We start from the raw sequence: 25,815 nt of genomic DNA, 5'->3' as shown, positions 1-25,815 counted from the left end.
TGATGGATGGGTGAGTGCACAATCAACCCAACAGACCGAAAAACCAGCCCACCCCCAGGATGAGACAACGTCGTCGGCCTGGGAACGGCGCGCAGTCATCGATCTGGCCAACATCCGTGAAAACGTGAAGCGCGTGGCCGAGCTGGTCGCCCCGGCCGCGGTGATGGCCGTGGTCAAGGCGGACGGCTACGGACACGGGGCGGTGGCCGTGGGCCGCGCGGCGGTGCAGGCCGGGGCCACCTGGCTGGGCTGCGCCCACGTCACCGAGGCCCTGAAGCTGCGCGAAGAGGGGTTGGAGACTCCGCTGCTGGCATGGCTGCACACCGCGGACACCCCCTTCGAGGCGGCCATTGCCGCGAACATTGACTTGGCGGTTTCGGGCTGGGAACTCGAGCACGTGGCCCGCGCGGCGCAGGCAGCCGCCCAGCCCGCCCGCGTCCACCTGAAGATCGACACCGGTCTGGGCCGCAACGGCTGCATGGCCGACCAATGGGAGCTCCTGCTGGGGCGTGCCGCCAGCTACCAGGAAGAGGGTCTGATGCGCGTGGTGGGTATCTTCTCCCACCTGGCCGTGGCCGACGAGCCCGAACGCCCGGAAACGGACGACCAGCTGGCCGCCTTCAACCAGGCTGTTATCCTGGCCGAGGATGCTGGATTTGACCTCGAGGTGCGGCACATTGCCAACACCCCCGCAATCCTCACCCGTCCCGATGCCCACTACGACATGGTGCGGCTGGGACTGGGCCTGTACGGGCTGAGCCCCTTTGCCGGGGAAGACCCCTCGCGCTATGGGTTGCGCCCCGCAATGACCTTGATGAGCCGGATCGCGAACGTGAAGAAGGTTCCCGCTGGCCAGGGCGTGGGCTACGGACTGAGGTACCACACCGAGCGGGAAACGTACCTGGGCTTGGTCCCGATGGGCTATGCCGACGGCGTGCCGCGTTCGGCCTCGAATGCTCCGGTGAGCATCAACGGCAAGACCTACCTGGTGCGCGGCACCATTGCTATGGACCAGTTCGTGGTGGACCTGGGCCCGGACGTCGATGTCGATGAAATCCTCGGTTCCGAGGTTATTCTCTTCGGCGACGGCGGCCCGAGTGCGACCGAGTGGGCGGACGCGGCTGGAACCATCAACTACGAAATCGTGACCCGCGTTTCACCCCGCGTGCCGCGTCGGCTCGTGGAGGGTTCCTGGGGTGAATCCGGTGAGTGAGGCCTCGATAGCCGCCGAGCTTGCGGTGGCCGACATCGCCGAAACTCGCGACTTCGCCCACCGCCTCGGAGGGATCATGCGCGCCGGGGACCTGGTGATCCTGACCGGGGAACTTGGCGCCGGAAAAACCACCTTCACCCAGGGCCTGGGGCTGGGCATGGGGGTGCGCGAAGGCATCATCTCGCCCACTTTCGTGATCTCACGCATCCACCCGGCACTGGGCCACGGACCCGACCTGGTGCACGTGGATGCGTACCGGCTCGCCAGCGCCGCGGAACTCGACGACCTCGACCTCGAGGCGAGCATGGGCCAGTCCGTCACGGTGGTGGAATGGGGTGCGGGCAAGGTGGAACAGCTCAGCGACTCCAGGCTCGAAATCGTGCTGCTGCGACCCGGTTCGGCCGAAATCCACGAGGACCTGGTCTTCGACTTCAACGAGGGCGAAGACGACGAGCCACGCACCATCCGGATCGCGGCCTTCGGCCCGCGCTGGGAGAACGATCCCGGTTTGGCCGCGTTGTTGACAGACTTCGAACGCTAGAGCACCAAGGGAACCGCATACATGCTTGTACTGGCCATTGATACTTCCGCCAACGCCTCGGCGGCCTTGCTCGAATCCACGGACTCCACCGTGACCGTGGCGGGCTCCTTTACCTCAAGCGTCGGCAACGACCACTCCGAGGTCCTTTCTCCGGCCATCGAGTCCCTGCTGGCGCAGGCCGGCGGCCGGATCCCTGACGCGATCGCGGTCGGTGTGGGACCAGGTCCCTTCACCGGTTTGCGCGTGGGTCTGGCCACCGCCCGGACCCTGGGCTTTGTCTGGGGAATCGGAGTCCACGGCGTCATGAGTTTGGACGCGATAGCCCTTGACGCCGTTGCGCAGGGCCCGGCTGGGGAATTCACCGTGGCTATCGACGCTCGCCGCAAGGAACTTTATTGGGCCCGCTACGACAACACCGGAGTGCTGGTTGGGGGCCCGTATGTGACCGTTGCCGAGGAGTTGCCGGCCGGACCCGTGTACGGGGCCGGCGGAGGGCTGTACGCCGAGCGCCTGGCGGCCGTGGGTGCCGAGGTGGTGCCCGGCTTCGAGTCCGCCCACCCCGGAGCGGTTTCGCTGGGCACCCGTGCCGTCCGGGCCCTGGCCTCCGGACAGCCGCTGTTGGGGACCGAGCCGCTCTACCTGCGCGAATCCGATGCGAAGGTTCCCGCGGTCATGAAGGGCAAACTGCTGTGAGTCGGGCAATGGCCAACCCCGCACTGGCGGGCCTGGTGACCCGCGAGATGGTTCACGAGGACGTGGCCGAGGTCTGGGAAATGGAAAAGGCCCTTTTCCCCGCCGACGCCTGGCCCTTGGATATGTTCTTTGGCGAGCTGGACCAGAAGGAGACCCGGAATTACTGGGTGGTGTTGGATGCCGGGAAGATCGTTGCCTATTGCGGGCTGATGTGCGTGCTGCCGCTGGCCGACGTGCAGACCATTGCGGTGGCCCCCGACTACGAGGGCAGGGGGATCGGAACGCATCTTTTGCGCCTCATGATCGACACCGCGATCGGCCGCAGCGCCACGGACCTGTTGTTGGAGGTCAGGGAGGACAATCCCCGCGCCCGGGAGCTCTATGAGCGCCATGGCTTCGATGCCATCCACCGACGGGCCCGCTACTACCGCGACGGTGTCGACGCGGTGATCATGCGCAAGGTGCTCATCCTGGGCGATTGAGCTGGAGTGGCCGAGGCCCGAAGCAACGGATTGTCGGTCTTTCGCCCGCCCAGTGGAGGCCGCTTCGCCGAAACCGGGCCGGGCAACCTAAAATTGGTTCCATGTCCCTTTCTGCACCGCTTGTCCTTGGCATTGAATCCTCCTGTGACGAAACCGGGGTGGGTATCGTGCGCGGGACCGAGCTGTTGGTCAATGCCGTGGCTTCCTCGATGGAGGAACACGTGCGCTTCGGCGGTGTCATTCCCGAGATTGCTTCCCGGGCCCACCTGGATGCCTTTGTTCCGACACTCGAATCTGCCCTCAAGGATGCCGGGGTGACGCTCGCGGAGATCGACGCGATTGCGGTGACCAGCGGCCCCGGGCTCTCCGGCGCACTGATGGTGGGCGTCTCCGCGGCCAAGGCCCTGGCCCTGGCTACGGGCAAGCCCCTTTACGCGATTAACCACCTGGTCGCACACGTCGGCGTGGGCATCCTGGACGGGGGAGAGCTGCCCGAGAACCTCGGGGCGCTGCTGGTCTCCGGTGGCCATACCGAAATCCTTCAGGTCAATTCGCTGACGTCGGATGTGCGGCTGCTTGGAGCCACCATCGATGACGCGGCAGGGGAAGCCTATGACAAGGTCGCCCGCCTGCTGGGGCTGGGTTACCCCGGGGGCCCGGTCATTGACCGGATCGCCAAGGAAGGCGACCCGAAGGCCATCCGGTTCCCGCGCGGGCTGACTTTGCCCAAGTTCGTGGGAACCGAGGAAAACCCGGGGAGGCACCGCCACGATTTCTCCTTCTCGGGCCTCAAGACCGCCGTGGCGCGCTGCGTCGAGCAATACCAAAAGCGTGGCGAGGAGGTTCCGGTGGCTGACATCGCCGCCAGCTTCCAGGAAGCGGTGGTCGACGTGATCACTTCCAAGGCCGTGCGTGCCTGCCGCGAAAACGGACTGACCAATCTCTTGTTGGGGGGAGGGGTGGCCGCCAATTCCCGCCTGCGCGAGTTGCTGGCGGCCCGCTGCGCCTCGGCCGGGATCACCTTGCGAGTGCCCCCGCGCAGCCTCTGCACGGACAACGGAGCCATGGTCGCGGCGCTGGGTGCCCAGCTGGTGGACGATGGGGTGCTTCCAACCGGGTTGGGGTTCTCCACCGACTCCGGGCAGCCGGTGAGCCTGATTTCACTGGCCGTCTAGAATCGGCCGGGAACGCGAAAGGGTGGATGGGCAAATGCCCATCCACCCTTTCGCATGGGTGCCACTAGGCTTTCGCCTAGGCCAAGTGCATTCGGCGCACGTTGTCCTTGACGACTTCACGCAGGTTGCCGTTGTGGGCCGCGGCGATCTTGTGCTGCCACTGGTAGCCTGCACCGCCCTTGATGATGCGCTCCACATCGGCGAGCTCGGCACTGCAGCCAAGCTTTTCGGCAACGGGGGCCAGGCGAACGAGTTCCTGGAGCAAGTGTTCGGTCACGAGCATTTCGTCCCCGGCCGCGTTGAGGATGATGATGGCTTCCATGCCATAGCGGGCGGCGCGCCACTTGTTTTCGACCCGGTACCAGGGCGGCATGACGGGGATGGTGCCGCCGTTGTCGATGTTGGTGGACATGTCATCCACCAGGCATTGGGTGAGGGCGGCGATGGCGCCGATGTCCTGCAGCGACGAGAGCCCGTCGGAGATGCGCATTTCGACAGTCCCGAAGCGTGGGACGGGGCGCACGTCCCAGCGGATTTCCGAGATGTCGTCAATGACGCCGGTGTGCAACATGTCGGCGACATAGGACTCGTATTGTTCCCAAGTCGGGAAGTGGTACGGGATTCCGGCGGTGGGAAGCTGCTGGAACATCAATGCCCGGTGCGAGGCGTAACCGGTGTCCTCCCCGCCCCAGAAGGGGCTGGAGGCCGAGAGCGCCTGAAAGTGCGCCTGGTAGTTGATCAGCCCGTCCACTATCGGCAGGGCCTTGGCGCGCGAGTCCAGGCCGACGTGCACGTGCACCCCGTAGATCACCATTTGCTGGCCCCACCATTGGGTGCGGTCGATCATCTTGGCGTAGCGGTCCTTGTCGGTGACCGGCTGCAGCTTGGGAGGCGCAAAGGGGTGGGAACCGGCGCAGTACAGGTCGACGTCCATGGGGTCGGTGACCTCGCGGACCGCCACCAGGTTTTCGTGCAATTGGGCCTTGGCCTGGGCAACTGTTTCGCAGACACCTGTAACAATCTCCACGGTGTTCAGCAGCAGTTCCTGCTTCACGTGGGGATGTTCCTCGTCGATGGCCAGGGATCCGTGGCGGACGTTCAATTCGGCCAGGACTTCCTCGGCTACCGAACGCAGGTCGGAAGTATGGCGATCCACCAATGCAACTTCCCATTCCACACCAAGTGTGGATTGGCGTGATGATGCGAAATCTATTTGCACTGAACCTCCATGTCTTATGCGGCGAACCACCCCAATATGTTGTTCCTGCAAGTCTATCGAGCGAAAGGGCGCGCTTGACGCCACCGATGGAGGTTCGGCGGCATTTTCGCGGTTCAGGACGGTGTGCGTGCAGTCACAGCGGCTAGACCGGCTCGACTTCGATGGCGAAGCGCTGCTCTCCAACGCGGGTGAGGATCAAGGTGGCCTTGTTCTTCGCGTCGCGCCCGGTGCCCGCCAGCAGGATTTTGCGCAGTTCCTCCGGGGTGACGTCCATGCCGCGCTTCTTGATGTCCAGCACGCCGATTTTCTCAGCCTTGACCCAGGCGCGGAGGTTTTTCACATGGTAGGGCCGCACGGCCAGGACCTTGTAGGCCTTGGCCAACGGAGTTTCAACGGGATCTTCAGTGCTGAAGTAAGCGATGCGCGGATCGATGAGGTGCCCGCCGGTCTTCTTGAGCAATTCATCGATCAGCCCGGCGCGGATCACCGCACCGTCAGGTTCGTAGATGTAGGAATCGATTTCGCCCACCGGCACGTCGCCGCGCAGCGCGGCGTCGGGATCGAAGTCCACCGGGCTGGTCAGCTCGGTGGCGCCATGGGCGGCAATCACCAGGGCAGCGCGGCGGATCCCCGGGCGGGCCAGCGGGCCGAACCACAGCGCCGCCTCCGTCACGTCGCCGTTGATGGACACCCACTGGACCTCGCAATTGGCGGGTACAGCCTCATGCGGCAAGCCCGGACCCATCTTCACGCCCACGGCCAGGCCGCGGTCGGCAAGAGACTCGACGAAGGACAGTGGCGGGCTGAAGGCCTCGGGGTCGAAGATCCGCGAGGTGCCGGAGGTGTCGGTGGTGCGACGGGCGGGGTCGAGCCACACCCCGTCAAAACCGGATAGGTCGAACTCGGTGGCATCCGCATTGACCACGGTGGCGCTGGGCCACGGCATGAGGTTCAGCGTGGCGGCCGCCGCGGTTGTTTCGTCCATTTCCACGGCGGTGACCTCGATCTCGGCGCTGGCCAGCGCGAGCGAATCGGCACCGATTCCGCATCCGAGGTCGGCAACCTTCTTGATCCCGGCACGCGTGAAGCGCTGGGCATGGAGCCCGGCGAGCTTGAGTCGCGTCGCCTGTTCCAGTCCGGCCGGCGTGAAGACCATCCGGTCGGCAAAGGGGCCGAATTTGGTTCGGGCCTTGGAGCGGAGCTGTGCCTGCTGGACCACCGCCGTCACCAATTCCACCGGGTGACCGGCCTTGCGCAAGGACAGGTTGAGATTCAGTGCCGCTTCCTTGGTTCCGGCAGCGGACGGGTCGACCGAGTTCAGAAGTTCCCACCCCTGGGTGGTCAACAGGATTGCCAGTTGGGATGCCGCGGCCTCGGAGCTTTGATTTGCCATGGGTTCAAGCCTAGTACGGATGATGGCCCGTCCGCGGCGCGGCGGAAGGACGACCCCGCCCCGCGATCCCAAGGCGTTGCCGGGCAGTCCCTTTTCGCAGGGGTACCTAGCGGACCAACCGGTTGAGGTGGATGTGGCTGCGCACCGCTGGGTAGTAGCCCTCTAGATAGCCCGTTGTGGTGGGGTGCAGGTTGAACGGGTCGGCGAGGTTTGCCAGGTTGAAGTGAATCCAGGGATCTTCGGCACCCAGGCCATGGTTGTTGAACGGTCCGAGCACTGGAACGAACTTGGCACTCGTCGGGTCCGCGGCGGTTCGGACGGCCTCATTGAGCAGGTCCCCGAGGGCGTTGAGGTCCCGCGCCCGGGCGGCCGTGATCAGGGGTTGATCGCCGTTGGAAGCGGTGAACAGCCGCGGGTAGCCCAACACCAGGATTTCCCCGGTCGTCATCGAGTCCAGCAATTGCAGCGTTTGGCGGGCCGAGGCACCGATTGCCGGGATCATGGATGCCCCCACGGCAAGGGCCTGATCGCAGCCTGCATCCGAGCCCAGGGTGCTGCATGCCAGGACCAGTCCCCGGATGTCCAGGTCATTGGCACCGAGGGTAAGGGTGGTCAGGTCCGCGGTGGCAAGTTGTGGTGAAACCATTGAAGCCACTCCCGCGATTTGGGTGGTGGTCAGACCGGCGCAGGCTGCGTTCAGTTCCAGGTTCACGGGGTCCAGGGCCGCAATCTTGCTCACGTGGGTTGGGCCGCTGCCCTGCAGGCAACCCGGCAGCGGGCCGGCCGTCAGGGATCCCGAACCGTACCCTGCAGAATAGGAGTCGCCGAGGTTGACGTAGTTCACCACCCCGGGCGAACTTTTTTCGGTTGGTGGGGCGAGGGCCGTGGCGGGTCCCATGCCGGCCAATGACAAAGCGAATGCGGCGATGCCGGCGGAAAGAATCGTGAGAAGTCGAGGTGCCTTGATGCGGGCCATGGGAAAGATCCCCTGCTTTCAACAGGGCGGGACGTCGATGACGTGCCGCCGACTGCCCGAATGGTCGGGTGGCCATGAGCGGGGCAGCGGGCCGTCACCGGCGGGTGCCCGTGGTTCGTACCCCAAGGCCCGAACCACCTGCCGTCCGCGCGCAATGCACGATCGGTTGTCAATCGGCGAGACCGAGGCATCGGGCTCGCGCGTACAGCCAATCCTAGGGTTCGCATTCCGCATAAAACAGACTTGCGGGAGGGGAATCGGTGCTGGGGCCGAAGAGCGAAGTGCTGCACGGCCCCAATCGGCAGTGACGCGCGGCGGTGGCCGCTGTTCGCAAGCACGGAGCACGTGCCGCCGGGGCAACCGGCAGTATGGCCTAGAGTGGCAGTGCGGAACGGAGGGGCCAGTCTTGGCCTTCAAGGATGACCTGGGCGCAGCTGCCGGTGTCGGCATTGAATACCAGCGGGGCGAACAGGTTGACGCTCGCCCGGTGGTCGGAGGTATTCACAATGACCAGTACGCCGCGGGAACCCGGCGCCGGGTCACCCACCAATGCCATCTGGTCGTTGGTGAACACCGGCTTGTAGTTGGCAAGGTGCAGGGCTGCGTCCAAGACGAAGAGGCGCAGTCCGGCGGCTTGCGGGGAGGCCAGCGCGTACAACCCCAATGCACCCTCGACGGGCTCGAGGGACAACGTGGTGGCTTCGGGGAATCCGGGCAGCGGCGCTGCCGGTACCAATACGCGGCTCATCGCAGGAAATCCATCAGCGAGGGCTGCAGGGTGCGGGAGGCGGCGGACAGCGCGGCCTGGTAGGCGACCTCCTGGGTCTTGAGTTCCAGGATGACCGACCCCAGGTCGATGTCCTCGATGCCGCTGCGCCGCGCCTCCAAGGAAACGGAATCGGCAAGCAGCGCATCGTCGGCGGCCAGGACCGCCGCGTGGCTGGCACCAATCGTCGCCTGCGCACCGAGGACCTTTTGGAGACCGTCATCGACTTCTTCGACGCGTGCAGAAATATTCGTCCCGTTGCGCAGGTCCATGGCGATGTCCTTCACGAGTTGAAAGACGCTGGCGTTGCCCTGCCCGAAGACCTGGGCGCCGTCGGCATCGACGCGGACGCTCGAATTCGCCCCGATCCGGCGTTCCACGCCGCTGGTACCGGAGAAGACGTAGGTGGAATCAACGGCATTGGGACCATCCGCAGTGCCGGCAAAGACGTGGCGCCCCATGAATTGGGTATTCGCCGCGGTGAGCAGGGCGTCGTGAAGTGCGTCCAGTTCCAGCGCGATGGCCTCCTTGGCATCGGGGGACAGGGCACCGTCATTGGCGCCCTTGACCGTGAGGTCGCGTACCTGCTGGAGAAGGTCGGTGGCGGCCGCCATGGCATTGTCAGCGGTGGAAAGCCAGCCGTTGGCGTCCTGTACATTGCGACTGAACTGTTCATTTTGGCGCTGATTCGCGCGGAGGGCCATGACGTTGGCGGTCCCTGCCGGGTCGTCACTGGGCCGGCTGATTTCCTTTTGGGTGCCGGCCTTGTTCTGTATCGTGGCCAGGCGCGCCATGGCGGCCTGCAGGTTGCGCTCGGTGGTGGTGGTCAGCGACGCGGTGGTGATTCGGGTCATGGGCCTGCTCCTTTATCGTCCGACGAGGCCGGTGCGGTTGATCAGGGTATCGAGCATTTCGTCGATTGCCGTCATGACCCTTGCGGCGCCCTGGAAGGCATGCTGGTTGGCAATGAGCGCAACGTTCTCCTCATCGATTGACACCGCCGAGACGGAGTGCTGGGCATTGACGGCTCCTGCCGCCGCGACCGCAGCCGAGACGGCCTGCTGGGCCTCAGCCTTGGTGGCGGTTCCGATCTTGATGACCATGGTGGCCCACAACGCGTCCGGTCCATCGGGCGAGTCCCCGAAGGTGGAAATGCGCGAGGCATTGGAACCGTCCAGCTTGCCGCCACCGGCACCGGCGGTGGCCAGGTCGTTGGCTCCGGTGGCAACCACCTTGAGCGAGCGGGCCGCATCGTTCGGGTCGATGTCAAAGAACGGCGGACCGGGATTGCCGTCCACCGTCTTGCCGTTGGCCTGGGCGGTGTTGACGGTTTCGGCAAGTTTCCGGGCCACGTCGTCCAGGGACTTCGCCGCTTCCGCCAAGGAACCGCCGGTTCCAGTGGCATCGGCCGGTGCAAGCAGGGAGACGGTTCCGGCGAGGCGGCCGCCTTGCAGCGCGACGGGTTGGCCGGGGCGGTGGGCCCACTGCAAGGACGGGGCCGTGCCGCCGTCAAAGGTTGCCGAGCCGGTTACCTCCAACGGCCGGGCCGTTGAGCCGGTGACCAAGGCGTTGCCATCAATCAGGACATCCACGGTGCCGTCGGGCAACTCCCGGACACTCGCCCCGGAGAGCTCGGCAATGCCTTGGGTGAGCGCGGCGCGCTGGTCCAACAAGGCGTTGGGAGTTCCCCCGGATGCGATGGAGGAACGGATCTGGGCGTTGAGTCCGGCCACGGTGTTTGCTGCTGCATTGACGTCGCTGACCATGGTGTCCAGGGATTGGCGTTGGGCCGCCCACTGGTCGGTGAGCTCGCTGCGGGACAGGCCGATCCGGTTAACTACGGCCTTGGCACGTTCCAGCAGGACAGCGGCGGGGGAGGACTCGCCGGGCTGGTTGGCCACGTCCTCCCAGCCCGCCCAAAAGTCATTGAGCAACGCGGAGAGGCCGTTCTCGCCCGGTTCCCGCAGGATCCCTTCGAGGTTAGTCAGGCCCTCGGCACGGGTGTCGGACTGGGCTGCCAGGGCCACGGTCCCGCGCACGCGCGCATCCAGGTGGGCATCGGCGAGTCGGGCTATGCCGGTGAGCACTACGCCCTGGCCCACGCCGGGCCGGGACGCCAGCATGCCCGTTGACGCGACGGATCCGGCCGAAACAAAGTCAGCTCGCTGGCGCGTGTATCCGGTGGTTCCCACATTGGCCAGGTTGTTTCCGGCCGTTTCCATGGCAAGGCGCGCCGCGTTGAGGCCGGACATGGCCGTATTTAGTCCGCCGAACGTACTCATGTCAGTTCCCTACAGATTCGTGTCGATGATGTGTGCACCGGAGCCATGTGATGCCGAACCCCCGGAGGGGCCGTACAGCGAGGTGTCCTCGCCGAGGGTCGCCAGTGTTTCCTGGGTCGAGCGGTAGGCCGCGCGCAAGAACTGCTCGTTGGTGTCCCGCAGCCTGGTGATCTCGGCAGTGGTGTCCCGCAGGGCGGTCAGATGCGCGGTGAGGATCTCATTCCACGGACCCGGAGGTGCGGCCTCAATGATCTTGGACAACGGTGAAGCGGCGTCGAGTCCCCAATTCGACGCAAGCTGCGACGCCTCCAAGGCGCGGGACAGGCCGGCGGCGTGGACCTTTTCGAGAATGTTCTCGATCTCCCGCGTCGCCAGCGCTATCCATTGCGACTTCCCGGAAACCAGCAACAGATGCTCTTCCTCCAACTTGAAGTGAAGCAGCTCCAGTAGTTCCCGTTCTTTCCACAACAGGGCCGAAAGCTCATTGGTTCCCATGACTTGCATCCCTTCAGACTGTTGTGCCCCCAATAAATCCCCAGTTACTGAAGTCTATCGGCCGGCTCAAAGTGAACGTTAGCTGTACAACTTCGATTTAGGTGGCTTTCAAATCCGCTTTTTGGGGATATTCCGGCTAACATCATTTCTGGGGCAATTCGCGTTTGGGGAAAAACGTACGTGGCCACCGGCAACAACCGGTGGCTTGATCATCACTCAAATTGACAAGGACGATCCGGGTGGAGCGACAGGCACGCAACCAGATGGTTTTAGAGAACCTTCCCCTCGTTGGATATCTGGCGGCGGAATTATGCGCCAAGGCCACGCATCTCTCCCGTGAAGACCTTGCTTCGGTGGGGGCCATCGCACTCATTACTGCGGCGGATGCCTTCGACGACACCCTTGGCGTTCCCTTCGGTGCCTACGCCCGCCGGCGCATCCTTGGGGCGTTCGCGGACGACATGCGCTCAAATGACTGGGCCACCCGGGGAGCCCGGAAGAAAATCACCGCGACCCGAACGGTTCAGGAATCCCTGACGGCAGCGCTGGGCCGAACCCCCACGGTTTCCGAGCTATCCGAGGCCCTCGGCATGGACCAGGAAGCCACCCTTGCCATCTTGAGCGATTCGGCCCGCACGGTGGTGTCCATCGAGGACACCATGAATGACTATTTGGTTTCCGGAACCGAAACCCCCGAAGAGGCCCTGCTCGAGGCGGAGCGCACGAAGGTGATCCGGGATGCGGTTGCCGCATTGCCGGAAAACCTGCGCGTCATCATCGAACGCATCTATTTCAAGGGATCAACGGTGAAGGATCTTGCCGCCGAAATGGGTGTCACTCATTCGGCGGTTTCCCAGAGACGCACCACGGCCATGAAGCTGCTTCACGAGGGCCTGCAGATGCGCTACGTACCTGAACAGGCACCCGCGCCCGAAACGACCCTGACCCGTGCCGCGACCCAGCGTCGCGAGCTCTATCTCAAGGACCTTGGCGAGCGTGTCGCCGGCGGGATCGCAGGTCTGCCAGCAAATAGGTTCTCGCCTTCCGCCTAGCCCGCCCGAAGAACATTTTCCTTCAATCGCTAACAAGCGTAATTCGGCTGCCGATAGTCGGTGATTGAGGTCCACGGACGGACCTCGGTACAAACACCCGTCTCACGGAGGAATTCACCATGGGTATGCAGATCAACACCAACATCGCGGCACTGAACGCTCACCGCAACCTTTCCAACACGCAGAACGACCTCTCCAAGTCGCTGGAGAAGCTGTCCTCGGGCCTGCGCATCAACCGCGCCGCCGATGACGCTGCCGGTCTGGCAATTTCCGAGGGTCTGCGCTCGCAGGTCAACGGCCTGAACGTTGCAGCCCGCAACGCCCAGGACGGCATCTCGGTCATCCAGACCGCCGAAGGCGCCCTGACCGAGGTCCACTCCATCCTGCAGCGCGTCCGTGACCTGGCCGTCCAGGGTGCCAACGACTCGAACAACGCCGAATCCCGTGGCGCCATCAAGACCGAAATCGACGCCCTCGGCGACGAGCTCACCCGTATCGGCGCCTCGACCAACTTCAACGGCATCAAGCTGCTTGATGGTTCGGTTCCGACCCTGACCTTCCAGGTCGGCGCCGGCAGCACCGCCGCAGAGGACCAGATCGCGGTCACCATGACCGACTTCTCCGGTCTGGGCGCAGCGGTCAAGGCACTCACGGTTGACTCCGCCGCCAACTCGCTGGCCAGCATTGCCGCAGTCGACACGGAGATCACCGCAACCTCCACGGCACGTGCCGGCTTGGGTGCAGTGCAGAACCGCTTCGAATCCGCCATCAACTCCCTCAACGTCTCCCGCGAGAACCTGCAGGCTGCAGAGTCCCGCATCCGCGACGTCGACATGGCCGGCGAAATGGTGAACTTCACCCGCTCGAACATCCTGTCCCAGGCCGGTACCGCCATGCTCGCGCAGGCCAACCAGTCCAACCAGGGTGTCCTGCAGCTCCTCGGCTAAGCATCCAAAGCCGATTAGCAGCTAGGCGCTTTTGGAACCACGGATGGTTTCCGGAAAACGCCAAGCATCCAACGATCTCCCGTGACAGGCACCGACTCACTGAGTCAGGCGCCTGTCACGGGAGATTCGCGGTATCCACACCAAAGGTAGAAGCGGAGACAATATGGGCCTGGCACTTGACGGACTAGCAAGCGGACTCGACACCACAGCACTGATCAAATCCTTGATGCAGGTCGAGGCGATCCCGCAGAACATCCTGAAGAACAAGGTCAGTGCCACCCAGACCTTGGTATCCGCCTTGCAGGCGTTGAACACCAAGGTTGCGGACCTGGCCACGTTGACCATGAAGCTGGCCAAGTCGGAGTCCTTGCAGCTTTTCAGCACGACGACCAGCACCGACGGAGTCAAGGCAACCGCATCCGCAGGGGCCAGCCCGGGAACCTTGGACATTACAGTCACCAAACTGGCCCAAGGTCAATTGCAGGTCTCGGACCCGGTCACTGCATGGGCCGAATCCAGTTTCACCATCACCGCGGCCGACGGGACCGAAACTGTCATCGCGGCACAATCGAATTCCTTGGATGACATCATTTCGGCCGTCAACGCCTCCGACTCGGGAGTCAAGGCCGCCAAGATCTCCGCCGGCAACGACCAGTACCGGGTGCAGTTTTCCTCCAGCGAAACCGGTGTCGAGAACTCCTTCACGATTTCCGGAACCACCGTTCCGATGACGCAGGTCCGTGCCGCCCAGGACGCGGAGGTCACTCTCTGGTCCGGCACCGCAGCCGAACAGGCCATCAGCTCCACCACCAACACCTTCACGTCCCTGCTGCCCGGGGTCGATGTCACCGTTGCGAAGGTGTCGGCCGAACCCGTCACGGTTACCGTCCAACGAGACACAGAAGCCACCTCAAAGACCGCCTCGGATCTGGTGGATACCCTCAACAGTCTCTTCGGTTTCATTGCCGCGAATTCCGCTGTCACCACCGGCGCCGGCGGTGCCACCAAGGGCATGATCTTCACCGGGGACAGTACCGCCCGCGACGTCAAACAACGCGTCATGGATGCCGCGATCATGCCCATTGATTCTCGGTCGCCCTCGGAAATCGGCATATCCATCACCAAGGATGGCAAGCTCGAATTCGATGCCGAGAAATTCGCCGCGGCCCTTGCCGATGACCCTGCACGGGTCGAGACGGTATTGCGGACGATCTCCTCGCGAGTCGCCACCGTGTCTACGGCGCTGTCGGACAAGTACGAGGGGGCAATCACCTCCCGGATCACCGGCCAGGAATCCCTGGTGACCCGGTTGGATGACCAGATTGCCGATTGGGATCTGCGTCTGAACAAGAGGGAAGCAACGCTCAAGCGCATCTATTCGACCCTTGAGGTGCAGCTGAGCAACCTCAACTCCCAACAGTCCTACCTGGCCTCGCAACTGGCCTCGCTCCCGACAAACAACCAATCGAAGTGATGATGAACCCCGCCCAGAAGCGTGCCCAACTCAAACGCGAGGCCATCCTTTCGGCAAGCCCGGCACGTCTGCTCACCATGCTCTACGACCGCCTGCTGGTGGACCTGAATCGCGCCGAAGCCGCGCAGCTGGCAGAGGATTGGCCGGCGGCCTCGGAAAACCTGGTGCACGCCCAAGCCATCATTTCAGAGCTCGTCTCCAGCTTGAACGCCGAGGCATGGTCGGGCGCCCCGGGGCTGCACAGCATCTATGCTTTCGCCACCCAGCTGCTGATTGATGCCAACATCAAACGCGACACCGTGTTGACCCGGCAGGCGATCGGACTCATGGAGCCGCTGCGGCAAACCTGGCACGAGGCGGCGTCGGCTCCGATCGTCCCGAGCGCCGGCGGAGTCCACATTGGCTAGTCAGCCGGTGCCGGTCCGGAATTCCGGGGAATGGGTACGTGTGCTTGACGAGTTGGAGGACCAGCTGGCCGGACTGCGCGACTGCGCCCCCGATGAAGAGCTGCAGCGGGAGCTGCCCGCCACGTCGTGGCATCCACCTGCGGGGATCGGCGATTTGCCCTCGGCGCTGGCACCGCGGGCCACATTACTGCTAGAGGCAATGGAAACGCTCAAGCCGGTTCTGGAACAGCGGCGCGACGAAGCCGCACGGCAGCTTCGCGCCGTGACATCGGTCCCGCGGGAGGCGGGAGCGACCTCCATTTACCTTGATTCGGTCGGATAACCCATATAGCTAACGGCCCACCTTAGGTGGCCGATTGTCTCTTATGAGCACGGATTGCTCATTTCCCCTTTGCGCCCACGGACGGGCCACACAACGACCTTGGAGCGATTCGTCGTGTTCAATTCCGTCACATCCCTGGCGCTGGAAAGCGCCTTGGATGGCTTGGCCCTGCGGCAGCGTGCCATCGCAAACAACATCGCGAACGTCAACACCCCTGGCTACCACGCCCGCCGCGTTGAGTTCGAGTCCGCGCTGGCCAAGTCCGTCGCCGAAGGCAACGGCGCCACGGCTGCCACCACCTCCACCTCGCTGGAGCCCACGCGCCTCGACGGAAACAACGTCAACCTGGACACCGAGACACTGTCCAACATCGACACCGTGTTGCGCTACCAATTCGCCACGCAGGCCGCATCGGGGCCGTTCAACTCCATCCGCACCGCACTTCGGAGCAACTAATGCTTGACGCAATCGGCATCGCCGGCACCGCTTTGACAGTTCACCGTAAATGGCTTGATGCCGTTTCCGACAACCTCGCCAACGCAAACACGGCCACCGCCACGGACGGCGAGGCATTCCGGGCCCGTTATGTGCTGGCCCAGGCCGGCGCCGAAAACACGGGCGTATATGTCGCCGGTTCGGAATTCGGGGATGCCGAAGGCCGTCTCGTGCATGAACCCAACCACCCGCTGGCAGACGAGGAAGGCTACGTCCGCTACCCGGACATCGACATGTCCGAGCAAATGGGGTCCCTGATCATGGCCCAGCGCGGTTACCAGGTCAACGCGGCCGTGGTGGACCGCGCCAAGGAAACGTACCAAGCAGCCCTTCAGATCGGACGCAACCAGTAATGGCCTTCGAAATCGGCCCCGTCGCGGGCGTCAGCCCGACCCTTGCCACCGGGTACCTGAAACCCGCTGGAGCACCAGCCACCGACGGCTCCGCCTTCGCCACCGCACTCGGCGGTGCAGTGGACCAGGTCCAATCCCTGCAGGCGACGTCCAACGACCTTTCAATCAAGGCCGTGACCGGGGACCTGACAGACATCCACGCCGCAACGCTGGCCTCGACGCGTTCCGCGGTCGCGCTGGAAATGATATCGACCTTCAGGAATCGCGGCGTTGAGGCATTCAACGAGGTCATGAGGATGCAAGCCTAGTGGCCAACGTTCCAGCCCCATTGGCCAAGACCATGGAGGCCGTGCGCGGCTTCAGCCTGGCGCAACGCACCATTGCCTTGATCGGCATTGCCGTGCTGGTGTTGGGAACCATCGCCCTGGTTTCCTTCATGAGCCAGCCCAAGATGACCCCGTTGTTTACGGGCCTCGCGCCCGAGGATGCCTCCGGGGTCGTCGAGCAGTTGAAGGCCGATTCGGTTCCCTACGAGCTCACCGGGGGAGGGGGCACCATCCTGGTGCCCGAGGCCAACGTGTACGACTCCCGGCTCAAGGCCGCCGCGGCGGGGCTGCCCAGCGCAGGCACGAGCGGATACTCGCTGCTTGACGACATGGGCGTGACCTCCAGCGAATTCCAGCAGTCTGTCACCTACAAGCGCGCCCTCGAAGGCGAGCTGGCCACCACCATCCAGGCCATGGACGGCGTCAACCTGGCCTCGGTCAAGCTTGCCATCCCCGAACAAACCGTCTTCGTGGAATCAAAGACCAATCCGACCGCTTCGATCTTCGTTGAAACCAAGCCCAACGTGACCCTGGGCAGCGACCAGGTGCAGGCAATCGTGCATCTGACGTCCGCCGCCGTTGACGGGATGAAGGCCGAGGACATCTCGGTCGTGGACTCCACCGGAAAATTGCTGTCGGCTGCGGGAGTCGGGTTGACCGGCGGCGCCGAGAAGCAGGCAGCCGACTACGAAACCCGGGTTGCCGGCGTCATCCAGGCCATGCTCGACCGCGTGGTGGGGCCCGGCAACGCCACGGTCGCGGTGGCCGCGGACCTGAGCCTTGAGTCGGCGGAACGAACCGAAGAATCCTTTACCAACCCCGAAGGCGAACCCGCGCTCACCGAATCCAGCAAGGAAGAGGAATACGAGGGGACCGGCGGTGCCGGCGCGGGAGTGCTCGGCCCCGACAACATTGCGGTGCCCGGCGGCACCGCCGGCGAGGGAACCTTCACCTCCACCGACAACCAACGCACCAACGCGGTGAACAAGGTGACCGAGAACCGCTTGATCCCCTCCGGAAACCTCAACCGCCAAAGCGTGTCCGTCGCCCTGAACTCCGCCGCCACCCAGGGACTGAGCATCCCCGACATCACCCAAATGGTCAGCACGGCCGCCGGCATCGACGAGGAACGCAACGACACCGTGAACGTCTCGGTCGTGCCATTCAACGCAGACGGCGCCGCAGCCGCGGAGGAAGCACTCGCGGCTGCCGCCGCGGCCGAGGAGGCGGCCCGCACCGCGGAACTGCAGCGCTCCCTGATCATTGCGGGGGTCATTGGCCTGGCCCTGATCCTTGCCGTTGTCTACGCCCTGTACGTGCGGCGAAACAAGCAAAACCGGGAACCCGTCGACCTGGGCGAGTTCCGTGAATTCACCTCGCTGCCGCCGGCGCCCGCGGAGGTAGCCCACCCGGACACCATGGCCATCAGCCAGGTTCCGGCCGTGGCGCCCGTGGCCGAGCTGGTCACGCCCCATCACGTCAAGCGCGATGAACTTTCGGCCCTCGCGGCCAGGGACCCTGCCAAGATGGCCGACTACCTGCGCGCCGTGATGGATGACAAGGGGAACGAATAATGGCCCAAGGATCCGGCACGCCCGGGAAGCTGACCGGCACCCAAAAGGTCGCCATCATGCTGATGCAATTGGACCAGGACAACGCGGCGGAAGTCATGCGCCAGTTCACCGAATTCGAGGCAGACGAGATTGCCGCCGAGCTGGTGCGCCTGCGCCGGGTGGACTCTTCCCTGGTGGAAGACACGGTCCGCGAGATCCATGATCTGGCGACCTCCGGCAAGCCGAGCGCACGTGGCGGACGGGACATGGCCGCCGGACTTTTGGAGGCCTCCTTCGGCAGCGAAAAGGCCAGCACGGTCATGAACCGCCTTTCCTCCACAATGGCGGGGATGACCTTTGAATTCCTCGACGGCACCGAACCGGCGCACATCGGTTCGCTGCTCGACGGCGAACTGCCGCAAACCATCGCCCTGGTCCTGGCCCACCTGCGCCCCGAGGTCGCCTCGGCCGTCCTGGCCGGATTCGAGGCTCCGCTGCGCACCGAATCCGCCAGGTCCCTGGCCACCATGGGCACCGCCGTGCCCGAGGCCGTTCGCGTGGTGGCCGAGGAACTGAAGAAACGCACGGGGTCGGTCATCACGACGCACGAACCACTCGAAGCGGTCGGAGGCATCCAACCACTGGTCGACATCCTGAACCGCTCGGACATCACGATCGAAAAGGACCTGCTCGCCTCCCTCGACGAACACGATCCGGAGCTGGCCGAGGAGGTGCGCTCGCGCATGCTCTCATTCGCGGATCTGGTCAAGTTCGACCGGCGCGACGTGCAACGCGTGTTGCGCGGCGTCGATGCCTCGACCCTCGCCTTCGCCCTCAAGGGTGCCGCCGCCGAGGTCGAGGAAACGATCCGCGCCAACATCTCCGACCGCACCAAGGAAATCCTGGACGCCGAGATCTCCTCCATGGGAAAGGTGCGGGTCTCGCAGGTCGAGGAGGCACGTGCCGACGTGGTCCAGTCCATCCGGGCGCTGGAAGCCAGCGGCGAGATCACCATCAAGCGCGGCGACGAGGAAGACTATGTCCTCTGATCCGGCGGCCTTCGAACCCGCCCACTTCGGTGCCCTGGCACCGTCCCCTGCCGCCCGACGCGAGCAGGGAAACTCGCAGGCACATGGATATGCCACCGGCTACGCGCAGGGCATCCGTGCCGCCGAGGCGGTGGCCAGGACCCAGCGCGAGGACCTGGCATTAGCAGCGGCAAGGGCGGATGCCGCACGTGCCGCCGAACACGCCGAGGCCGTGCGCGCCCTGGGCGCCGCGGCCAATGCCCTGCATGCGCGCACCGTCCCGGTGCTGGAAGCTGCCTCCACCGTGCTGGTGGAATCGGCCCTCCTCCTGGCCGAGAAGATCGTGGGCGCCGAACTGTCCAACGACCGCTTCGGGGCAAAGGCGGCACTGGATCGCGCCATGGGCGGCATCGACGAGGCCACGGTGCGCCAAATTCGCATGAACCCGCAGGACATTGCCCTGCTGGATCTGGGCACGGTTCCCGGAACCGGGATCGCGCTGGTTGCCGATGCCACGCTGGCACGCGGCGATGCGCTCACCGCGTTCGACGAAGGATTCCTTGACGCACGCATCTCCACCGCCCTGGAACGGGCCTGCGAGGCCTTGCGCGGGGCAACGCCGTGAGCCTGGATGCACGGTCCTGGACCGGCCTGGGCGCGGCCCTGCTGGCGGCCGAACCCGTGAGGATGGGAGTGGTGAGCTCCGTGGTTGGCCTGGGGCTCGAGGTCTCCGGGCTGAACGCGCCCCTGGGCACCGTGTTGGAGATCGGGGATGAAAAGATCGCCGCCGAGGTGGTTGCGGCGCGTCGCGACACCCTGCACTGCATGCCGCTGGGACCGATGGACGACATCCGCGTCGGCGACTTCGTGCACAGCAAGGGTTCTGCCGCCTATATTCCCGTCGGCACGGGCCTGCTTGGCCGGGTGCTGGACGGGTTGGGCCAGCCCATTGACGGGCACGGTCCGCTGGGCGAGCATGTGCTCGTTCCCATGGAGCACCAGGCACCGGCCGCTCTGGAACGAAGCCGGATCACCACCCCGCTGCAGCTAGGCGTCCGTGCCATGGATACACTCACCGCGGTGGGCGCCGGCCAGCGCATCGGGCTGTTCGCCGGATCCGGTGTCGGCAAGTCCTCCCTGCTGTCCATGATCGCCCGCGGGACCTCGGCCCAGGTCAACGTCATTGCCCTGGTCGGCGAGCGCGGGCGCGAGGTCCGTGAATTCCTGGAGGAAGACCTGGGCCCCGAAGGCCTGGCCCGCTCAATCGTCGTGGTCTCCACCGCCGACGAACCCGCACGCATGCGCCTGCGGGCGGCCTTCGTGGCCACGCGCATTGCCGAGTCCTTCCGCGAGTCCGGTGCGCAGGTGCTGCTCATGATGGATTCGCTGACCCGCGTGGCCATGGCACAGCGCGAGATCGGGCTCTCTGCGGGGGAGCCGCCGGCAACCCGCGGCTACCCGCCCTCCACCTTCTCCCTGCTGGCACGCCTGCTCGAGCGGGCCGGGACCTCCGCGGAAGGCTCCATCACCGGGATCTACACCGTGCTGGTGGACGGGGACGACCACAACGAACCCATCGCTGACGCCACGCGCTCCCTGCTGGACGGACACATTGTCCTGGACAGGAAGCTGGCGGTCTCCGGCCATTTCCCCTCCATCGATGCGCTTGCCTCGGTGTCCCGCGTCGCCTCCCGCGTGACCAGCAGGGAACAAGCCAATGCCGCCGGCACGCTGCGCAAGCTCATGGCCGCGCGTCGTTCCGTGCAGGATCTCCTGGATGTCGGTGCCTACCAGCGCGGAAGCAACCCGCTGGCCGATGCGGCGGTCGACCATGAGGCCGCCATCAACCGCTTCCTGCAGCAGCGGCTCGAAGAGCCCGTTCCCGGCGCCCAATCCTGGGGCGAACTTCACTCATTGCTACGGAACATGGGGGTGTCCTGATGTCCAGGGGATTTGCACTTTCGGGCCTGCTGCGATTGCGCGGGCTGCAGGAAACGAAGGCAGCCGGCGAGCTGGCCGCCGCCAACAGGGGCCTGCGACAGCGGACCCTGGAACGAAACGCCATGCGAGACGCCATGGCCACGGCCGAACAGGCACCGGTGGACAGCGAGACGCTCATGGCATTGGTTGCCTCCCGTGCTTCCACACGCGGCATGCTTCTGGAACTGGACACCCTGGTCTCCTCCCTGGACACCGAAGCGGAACAAGCGCGCGAAGCCCACCGGCAGGCGCGGCAGGAGCTCAAGGCCCTGGAAAAACTGGCCGACCGCCACGAAACAAAGGTACGAACCGAAGCCCTCTCCCGCGAGCAATTCCTGCTCGACGACCTGGGGGCCACCAACGCTTTTGAAGGGAAGACACCGTGAGCTTCAGCGACATGGCCACGCGCATCGGCGCGATCCAATCGACACTTGCCCGGGTCAACGGCACCCCGGCACCAGCGAAGACCGAGGCATCGCCCGCCGGCTCCGCGACGGCCATGGCGCTGGCCGGTGCCGTCCCGGGGCTCGGTGCATCCTCCGGTGCGCTTCCCGCGACACCTGCATCCTTCACCCAGGCCCTGCAACAGGCGATGGCACCCTCCGTGGCTGCCGCCCCCGCCGCCCCGGCCCCGACGCCTTCTGCCGCCACGGCGCCAAAATCCGACACCGCGGTGGACAGGTCCAAGGCGGTAGGCGAACCGCCGTCAACGGCGGACGGCGTGGATGGCTCGGACGTGGTCCAGGCCTCCAAGAAATACCTTGGCATCCCGTACGTGTGGGGCGGCAACAACCCTAAGATCGGCCTCGACTGCTCGTCCTTCGTCCAACACACCTTCAGGGACCTGGGTGTCGAACTCCCGCGCGTGGCCCGGCAACAGGCCAAGGAGGGAACCGAGGTTCCCTCGTTGGCAAAGGCCAGGCCGGGGGACCTGATCGTCACCCGGGGCGGTGGCCACATCGGCATCTACCTGGGCGACAACAAAATGATCCATGCCCCGCGTCCGGGGGAGACGGTCAGCATCCGCGAGCTCTTTGAAACGGATGCCACAATCATGACGATTCGCCGAATTGTTCCCTCGGAAACGACAGCACCGGCTGAGTCCAAGATTCCTGCCCCGGCCAAGGCGGCAGCAGCGACTACGCAGGCGCTGCAGGCCGAGTCCACCGTCGCGGCCCAGCGTGCCCTCTTCTCCACGGCGGTGAACGGCGCATGATTCCCTTGACACGCGCGGCACTGCCGCCGGCCTCCGCGGCAGCCGGCGGAACAACGCCGGCATCCGTCGCTGCCCGGGGTCCGAAGGACACCGGGATGGTTCCGGCCGGCGAGTTCGCCGAGGTTTTTGCCTCCATGGTTTCCGCTCCGCCGATGCCCGCGAAGCCGACACCGGGCGCGGGAACCGAGGCAACCAAGACGCAAGCCATGAAAGCAGTCTCCGCCGAAGAGATGTCTGCCGAAACGGGGAAACCAGGGATTCACCCATCGCCGGCACGGGAAGGGGTCGCGGCGCAAACGGTGACTGCCGAAACCGGGCAACCAGGCATCCACCGATCCTCAGCAACGTCCCTCGAGCCGAAGCCGGCGGAAACCAACGACATTGCTTCCCTGCCAACCACGGCACCGACTGCGCTTGTCGGCGGCGTCATGAACGAGCGGGTACGGCATCCTGCTCTCGTGGCCGCAACGGCGCAGCCCGCAGGAGCAGCGGCCACCACACCGACTGCCGCGCACGTCGATACGGCAACCGGAAGCGAAGGCCTTGCAGGTTCCACTGCCCAGGTTTCCGCGGAAACGGCACGTGGCTCTGCTACTCGACCGCCGTTCCCGGTGGCGGAGACTCCACTGCTGACGTTGCAGCTGCCTGGGGTTGCAGAGGACCCGGGAGCCGGATCGCTTCCCGTGGCCAAGGTCCCCAGGGCAGTTGCCCAGGTGCCGGAAGCCGGGGTCGCGCTGCCGGTCGCACCCACACCGGGGATTGCCATCTCCGACGCGGGACTGCCCGCCACACGACTGGAGCAGGCAGCCCCTGCATCTGTCTTGGCCGAATCTCCGGCAGACCCAGTTCCCCCGGGGGCGGGCCCCGACGCTGTCGAACCCGCACGGACCCCCACTGCGGCGGCCACTCCAATCCCACCCGGGCACGGGGGGGAAGCACCGGCCGGAGAAGCCGCCGAGGCACTGCCGGGCTCGGACGCGGCTCCCGCAGCAGCCAACGCGACGGCCCCGTTAATCCCGGTGGGACCCGGCCAGGAAGAAGCGCGAGTTGCCGCCACCGCCTCCATTTCGCCCGCCCGGCTCTCCACCGACATGGGAGTCGCTGCGGTGGAGCCGCTCGGGGCATCGGCCGCGGAGACCCCGGTGGTGCGCACCCCGGCACCCGCGCCACTGCACCGGCAGTTGCTCGGGCCGATCGCGACCCTGGCGGCCGGTCCCCACGGGGAACGCACAATGAGCGTGAACATCGCGCCCGAGGCGCTGGGCCCCATTACCGTCAAGGCGGTCCTGGGCGGGGAGGGCATCCGCATGGAGCTCTCCGCGCCAACGGACGCCGGGCGCGAGGCCTTGCGGGCGATGCTGCCCGAACTGCGCCGCGAATTGGCGGCCGGCGGATCCGGCACCATCACGCTCTCCGCCGGATCGGACTCGGCCGCGACACCCGGCGGCCACGGCGGCAGCCAGGGGGCTGGCGGCGGGGACCCCCGTCCCTTGGCTCCCACCGCTGCTCCGGGATTGCGAACCCGCGACGAGCCCGCCCGCGAACCACAGGACCAGGTGACCTCCACGGCCCTGCACGACACTTCCCATCTCGACGTGATGGCCTAGAAAGGACACCCCATGACAGTGCCGCCCATCGAAGCGACGCAATTCGGCGCAACGACCGCTCCCGTCCGCGCTCCCAAGCAGTCCATGGACGGCGAGGTGTTCCTGCACCTGCTGGTCACCCAGCTGGCAAACCAGGACCCGAGCTCGCCCATGGACACCAACCAGATGATCTCGCAAACCACGCAGCTGGCCTCCATGGAACGCATGAACACCCTCAGCGCCACCCAGGAAGCCTCGCTGGACATCCAACAGCGCCTCGCAGCGTCCTCGCTGATCGGCCGGGAAGTCACCACCGGGGGTGAACCGCCGGTCTCCGGTGTGGTCACCGCGGTGTCCTTCATTGGGGGCGAACCCGTTCTTACCGTGGGGGAACGGCAGATTCCCTACGCCCAGGTCACCTCCGTCGCGGCACCTGCCGTTCCCGTTCCCGATCCGGAGCAGGAAGCGACCCCGCAGACCTCGCCCGAGGGCGCGGGGCCGGTGCCCGAGGCCACCGAACAGGAAGCCACCGGGGCCTAGTCGCCCGCCCTTAGATTTCTTGATCCACCCCATTTCCTCCTACGCAGAAAGACATCCACCATGCTTCGTTCACTGTATTCAGGAATTTCCGGTCTTCGCGCCCACCAGACCATGCTCGACACCACAGGCAACAACATTGCCAACGTCAACACCTCGGGCTTCAAATCATCGTCCGTCCAGTTCCAGGACACCCTCTCGCAAATGACCCAAGGTGCAACCACCCCGGGTGCCGACGCCGGCGGACGCAACCCCGCCCAGGTCGGCCTCGGCGTGCAGGTCGCCGGCATCTCCACCAACTTCGGGCAAGGCTCGTCCCAGAGCACCGGACGTTCCTCGGACATGATGATTGCCGGAGAAGGCTTTTTCGTCACCCGTTCGGGAAACGCCACCTCGCTGACCCGCTCCGGAGCCTTTGAATTCGATGCCAACGGACGGCTGACCAGCCCCGACGGGGGCATCGTGCAGGGTCGCATGGCAACTAACGGGGTGGTGCCCGCCGGCGGCGCACTGAATGACATTGCCTTGCCGCGAGACCTCGTGGCGCCTGGTGTCGGCACCAGCGCCGCCGGACTCACCGGCAATCTGCCCAAGGAGACGGCCACCGGCGGATCCATCGTGCAGGACGCTGAGATCTTCTCCGCTGACGGCAGCAGCCGCACCATGACCATGACCTTCACGCGCAGCGCCACCGGCTGGAATGTCACGGCCAATGACGGCGCCGGCGCCACCGGCAACGCCACGCTGACCCTCGCCAACGATGGAACCCTCAACGGCGGCACCATGAACCTCGGCGGCATCGCCGTTGACCTGTCCGTGCTCACCGGGTACGCGGGGCTCAAGACCGTGTCGATCTCGGAACAAAACGGCCGCTCCGCCGGAACCCTCGAGTCCTACACCTTGGGATCTGACGGCACGCTGACCGGGACCTTCTCCAACGGCTCCCAGCAGGCCATCGCGCAGATCGTGCTCGGGACGGTGGCCAACCCCTCCGGCCTGCAAAAGACCGGCGGCTCCGGTTACACCGTGACCGCGAATTCCGGCGCCATCGAGTACGGGGCACCCGGAGACCCCGGCATGGGCAGCATCTCCGGCGGCATGCTGGAAATGTCCAACGTCGACCTCTCCCAGGAGTTCACCAACCTGATCGTCGCCCAGCGCGGCTTCCAGGCCAACGCCCGGATCATCACCACCAGCGACGAGGTCCTCCAGGAACTGGCCAACCTCAAGCGCTAGCCACCGGCGCAAATCATGGAAGGGCCGCCCCGTTGGCTAACGGGGCGGCCCTTTCTGCCGAGAGTGCT

At 65.4% G+C, this 25,815-nt stretch carries 29 protein-coding genes; 22 read left to right on the top strand and 7 right to left on the bottom strand.

Annotation, left to right across the window (positions count from 1 at the left end; translation table 11 throughout):
• The first annotated feature begins 10 nt into the window (after window positions 1–10).
• The 5 genes from alr (at window position 11) to tsaD (ending at window position 4,104) form a co-directional block, all read left to right on the top strand.
• A complete protein-coding gene (gene alr / locus AC6CHY_RS04460) occupies window positions 11–1,213 on the top strand; it encodes an alanine racemase (RefSeq protein WP_498225708.1) in 1,203 nt (400 codons plus the stop codon).
• Window positions 1,206–1,754: a tRNA (adenosine(37)-N6)-threonylcarbamoyltransferase complex ATPase subunit type 1 TsaE gene (gene tsaE / locus AC6CHY_RS04455; protein ID WP_418888841.1), complete on the top strand. Its 549-nt coding sequence runs from the start codon at window positions 1,206–1,208 to the stop codon at window positions 1,752–1,754. The genes alr and tsaE overlap by 8 nt, the downstream gene beginning before the upstream one ends.
• A 21-nt stretch (window positions 1,755–1,775) precedes the next feature.
• Entirely contained in the window at window positions 1,776–2,447 is a 672-nt protein-coding gene (gene tsaB, locus AC6CHY_RS04450; RefSeq protein ID WP_498225707.1) for a tRNA (adenosine(37)-N6)-threonylcarbamoyltransferase complex dimerization subunit type 1 TsaB, read from the top strand.
• 8 nt (window positions 2,448–2,455) lie between these two features.
• On the top strand, window positions 2,456–2,929 hold the full coding sequence (gene rimI / locus AC6CHY_RS04445; protein WP_217389463.1) for a ribosomal protein S18-alanine N-acetyltransferase: 474 nt from the start codon (window positions 2,456–2,458) through the stop codon (window positions 2,927–2,929).
• Between the two features lie 101 nt (window positions 2,930–3,030).
• Entirely contained in the window at window positions 3,031–4,104 is a 1,074-nt protein-coding gene (tsaD, locus tag AC6CHY_RS04440; RefSeq protein ID WP_498225706.1) for a tRNA (adenosine(37)-N6)-threonylcarbamoyltransferase complex transferase subunit TsaD, read from the top strand.
• Window positions 4,105–4,180: 76 nt separating this feature from the next.
• Here the strand turns inward: tsaD and AC6CHY_RS04435 are convergent, their stop codons facing one another.
• The 7 genes from AC6CHY_RS04435 to AC6CHY_RS04405 form a co-directional block, all read right to left on the bottom strand.
• Window positions 4,181–5,323 carry a glutamate--cysteine ligase gene (locus AC6CHY_RS04435; protein WP_498225704.1) on the bottom strand — a complete coding sequence of 381 codons (1,143 nt, stop codon included), beginning with the start codon at window positions 5,321–5,323 and terminating at the stop codon, window positions 4,181–4,183.
• A 142-nt stretch (window positions 5,324–5,465) separates the two neighbouring features.
• Window positions 5,466–6,716 (bottom strand): class I SAM-dependent methyltransferase, encoded by a 1,251-nt coding sequence (locus tag AC6CHY_RS04430; protein ID WP_498225703.1) that lies wholly within the window; start codon window positions 6,714–6,716, stop codon window positions 5,466–5,468.
• Between the two features lie 106 nt (window positions 6,717–6,822).
• Window positions 6,823–7,692, bottom strand: coding sequence for a GDSL-type esterase/lipase family protein (locus AC6CHY_RS04425; protein WP_498225702.1), 870 nt, complete (start codon window positions 7,690–7,692; stop codon window positions 6,823–6,825).
• 373 nt (window positions 7,693–8,065) lie between these two features.
• Window positions 8,066–8,440 carry a flagellar assembly protein FliW gene (fliW, locus tag AC6CHY_RS04420; protein WP_498225700.1) on the bottom strand — a complete coding sequence of 125 codons (375 nt, stop codon included), beginning with the start codon at window positions 8,438–8,440 and terminating at the stop codon, window positions 8,066–8,068.
• On the bottom strand, window positions 8,437–9,312 hold the full coding sequence (flgL, locus tag AC6CHY_RS04415; RefSeq protein WP_498225698.1) for a flagellar hook-associated protein FlgL: 876 nt from the start codon (window positions 9,310–9,312) through the stop codon (window positions 8,437–8,439). The genes fliW and flgL overlap by 4 nt, the downstream gene beginning before the upstream one ends.
• Before the next feature lie 12 nt (window positions 9,313–9,324).
• On the bottom strand, window positions 9,325–10,740 hold the full coding sequence (gene flgK / locus AC6CHY_RS04410) for a flagellar hook-associated protein FlgK (RefSeq protein ID WP_498225697.1): 1,416 nt from the start codon (window positions 10,738–10,740) through the stop codon (window positions 9,325–9,327).
• 9 nt (window positions 10,741–10,749) lie between these two features.
• A complete protein-coding gene (locus tag AC6CHY_RS04405) occupies window positions 10,750–11,235 on the bottom strand; it encodes a flagellar protein FlgN (protein ID WP_498225696.1) in 486 nt (161 codons plus the stop codon).
• A gap of 239 nt (window positions 11,236–11,474) precedes the next feature.
• Here AC6CHY_RS04405 and AC6CHY_RS04400 point away from each other — a divergent pair, with 239 nt between their 5' ends.
• The 17 genes from AC6CHY_RS04400 to AC6CHY_RS04320 all read left to right on the top strand — a co-directional run bounded on the left by AC6CHY_RS04400 (window position 11,475) and on the right by AC6CHY_RS04320 (window position 25,747).
• A complete protein-coding gene (locus AC6CHY_RS04400) occupies window positions 11,475–12,287 on the top strand; it encodes a sigma-70 family RNA polymerase sigma factor (protein ID WP_498225695.1) in 813 nt (270 codons plus the stop codon).
• A gap of 119 nt (window positions 12,288–12,406) precedes the next feature.
• Complete coding sequence (locus AC6CHY_RS04395) at window positions 12,407–13,234, top strand: flagellin N-terminal helical domain-containing protein (protein ID WP_498225694.1); 828 nt, start codon at window positions 12,407–12,409, stop codon at window positions 13,232–13,234.
• Between the two features lie 163 nt (window positions 13,235–13,397).
• Window positions 13,398–14,708 (top strand): flagellar filament capping protein FliD, encoded by a 1,311-nt coding sequence (fliD, locus tag AC6CHY_RS04390; protein ID WP_498225692.1) that lies wholly within the window; start codon window positions 13,398–13,400, stop codon window positions 14,706–14,708.
• A complete protein-coding gene (fliS, locus tag AC6CHY_RS04385; RefSeq protein WP_498225690.1) occupies window positions 14,708–15,115 on the top strand; it encodes a flagellar export chaperone FliS in 408 nt (135 codons plus the stop codon). The genes fliD and fliS overlap by 1 nt, the downstream gene beginning before the upstream one ends.
• A gap of 40 nt (window positions 15,116–15,155) precedes the next feature.
• The gene (locus AC6CHY_RS04380; protein ID WP_498225688.1) at window positions 15,156–15,437 is read left to right on the top strand and encodes a hypothetical protein; all 282 of its coding nucleotides are present in this window, start codon (window positions 15,156–15,158) and stop codon (window positions 15,435–15,437) included.
• 114 nt (window positions 15,438–15,551) lie between these two features.
• Window positions 15,552–15,893 carry a flagellar basal body rod protein FlgB gene (locus AC6CHY_RS04375; RefSeq protein WP_498225686.1) on the top strand — a complete coding sequence of 114 codons (342 nt, stop codon included), beginning with the start codon at window positions 15,552–15,554 and terminating at the stop codon, window positions 15,891–15,893.
• Window positions 15,893–16,285, top strand: coding sequence for a flagellar basal body rod protein FlgC (locus AC6CHY_RS04370; RefSeq protein WP_498225684.1), 393 nt, complete (start codon window positions 15,893–15,895; stop codon window positions 16,283–16,285). The genes AC6CHY_RS04375 and AC6CHY_RS04370 overlap by 1 nt, the downstream gene beginning before the upstream one ends.
• Window positions 16,285–16,593 (top strand): flagellar hook-basal body complex protein FliE, encoded by a 309-nt coding sequence (gene fliE, locus AC6CHY_RS04365; RefSeq protein ID WP_498225682.1) that lies wholly within the window; start codon window positions 16,285–16,287, stop codon window positions 16,591–16,593. Before AC6CHY_RS04370 ends, fliE begins: the two co-directional genes overlap by 1 nt.
• Window positions 16,593–18,185 (top strand): flagellar basal-body MS-ring/collar protein FliF, encoded by a 1,593-nt coding sequence (gene fliF / locus AC6CHY_RS04360; protein ID WP_498225680.1) that lies wholly within the window; start codon window positions 16,593–16,595, stop codon window positions 18,183–18,185. Before fliE ends, fliF begins: the two co-directional genes overlap by 1 nt.
• Window positions 18,185–19,213: a flagellar motor switch protein FliG gene (gene fliG / locus AC6CHY_RS04355; RefSeq protein ID WP_498225679.1), complete on the top strand. Its 1,029-nt coding sequence runs from the start codon at window positions 18,185–18,187 to the stop codon at window positions 19,211–19,213. The genes fliF and fliG overlap by 1 nt, the downstream gene beginning before the upstream one ends.
• Entirely contained in the window at window positions 19,203–19,817 is a 615-nt protein-coding gene (locus AC6CHY_RS04350; RefSeq protein WP_498225678.1) for a FliH/SctL family protein, read from the top strand. Before fliG ends, AC6CHY_RS04350 begins: the two co-directional genes overlap by 11 nt.
• Window positions 19,818–19,879: 62 nt before the next feature.
• Window positions 19,880–21,133 (top strand): FliI/YscN family ATPase, encoded by a 1,254-nt coding sequence (locus AC6CHY_RS04345; protein WP_498225764.1) that lies wholly within the window; start codon window positions 19,880–19,882, stop codon window positions 21,131–21,133.
• Window positions 21,133–21,558: a flagellar FliJ family protein gene (locus AC6CHY_RS04340; protein WP_498225676.1), complete on the top strand. Its 426-nt coding sequence runs from the start codon at window positions 21,133–21,135 to the stop codon at window positions 21,556–21,558. Before AC6CHY_RS04345 ends, AC6CHY_RS04340 begins: the two co-directional genes overlap by 1 nt.
• Window positions 21,555–22,388: a C40 family peptidase gene (locus tag AC6CHY_RS04335; RefSeq protein ID WP_498225674.1), complete on the top strand. Its 834-nt coding sequence runs from the start codon at window positions 21,555–21,557 to the stop codon at window positions 22,386–22,388. The genes AC6CHY_RS04340 and AC6CHY_RS04335 overlap by 4 nt, the downstream gene beginning before the upstream one ends.
• On the top strand, window positions 22,385–23,995 hold the full coding sequence (locus AC6CHY_RS04330; protein WP_498225673.1) for a flagellar hook-length control protein FliK: 1,611 nt from the start codon (window positions 22,385–22,387) through the stop codon (window positions 23,993–23,995). Before AC6CHY_RS04335 ends, AC6CHY_RS04330 begins: the two co-directional genes overlap by 4 nt.
• 12 nt (window positions 23,996–24,007) lie before the next feature.
• The gene (locus AC6CHY_RS04325) at window positions 24,008–24,514 is read left to right on the top strand and encodes a flagellar hook capping FlgD N-terminal domain-containing protein (protein ID WP_498225671.1); all 507 of its coding nucleotides are present in this window, start codon (window positions 24,008–24,010) and stop codon (window positions 24,512–24,514) included.
• 60 nt (window positions 24,515–24,574) lie between these two features.
• On the top strand, window positions 24,575–25,747 hold the full coding sequence (locus AC6CHY_RS04320; protein ID WP_498225669.1) for a flagellar hook protein FlgE: 1,173 nt from the start codon (window positions 24,575–24,577) through the stop codon (window positions 25,745–25,747).
• Window positions 25,748–25,815: the final 68 nt, after the last annotated feature.

This window comes from Paeniglutamicibacter sp. GQ140 (assembly GCF_059759235.1).
This window is presented reverse-complemented; position numbering and strand designations above follow the sequence as displayed.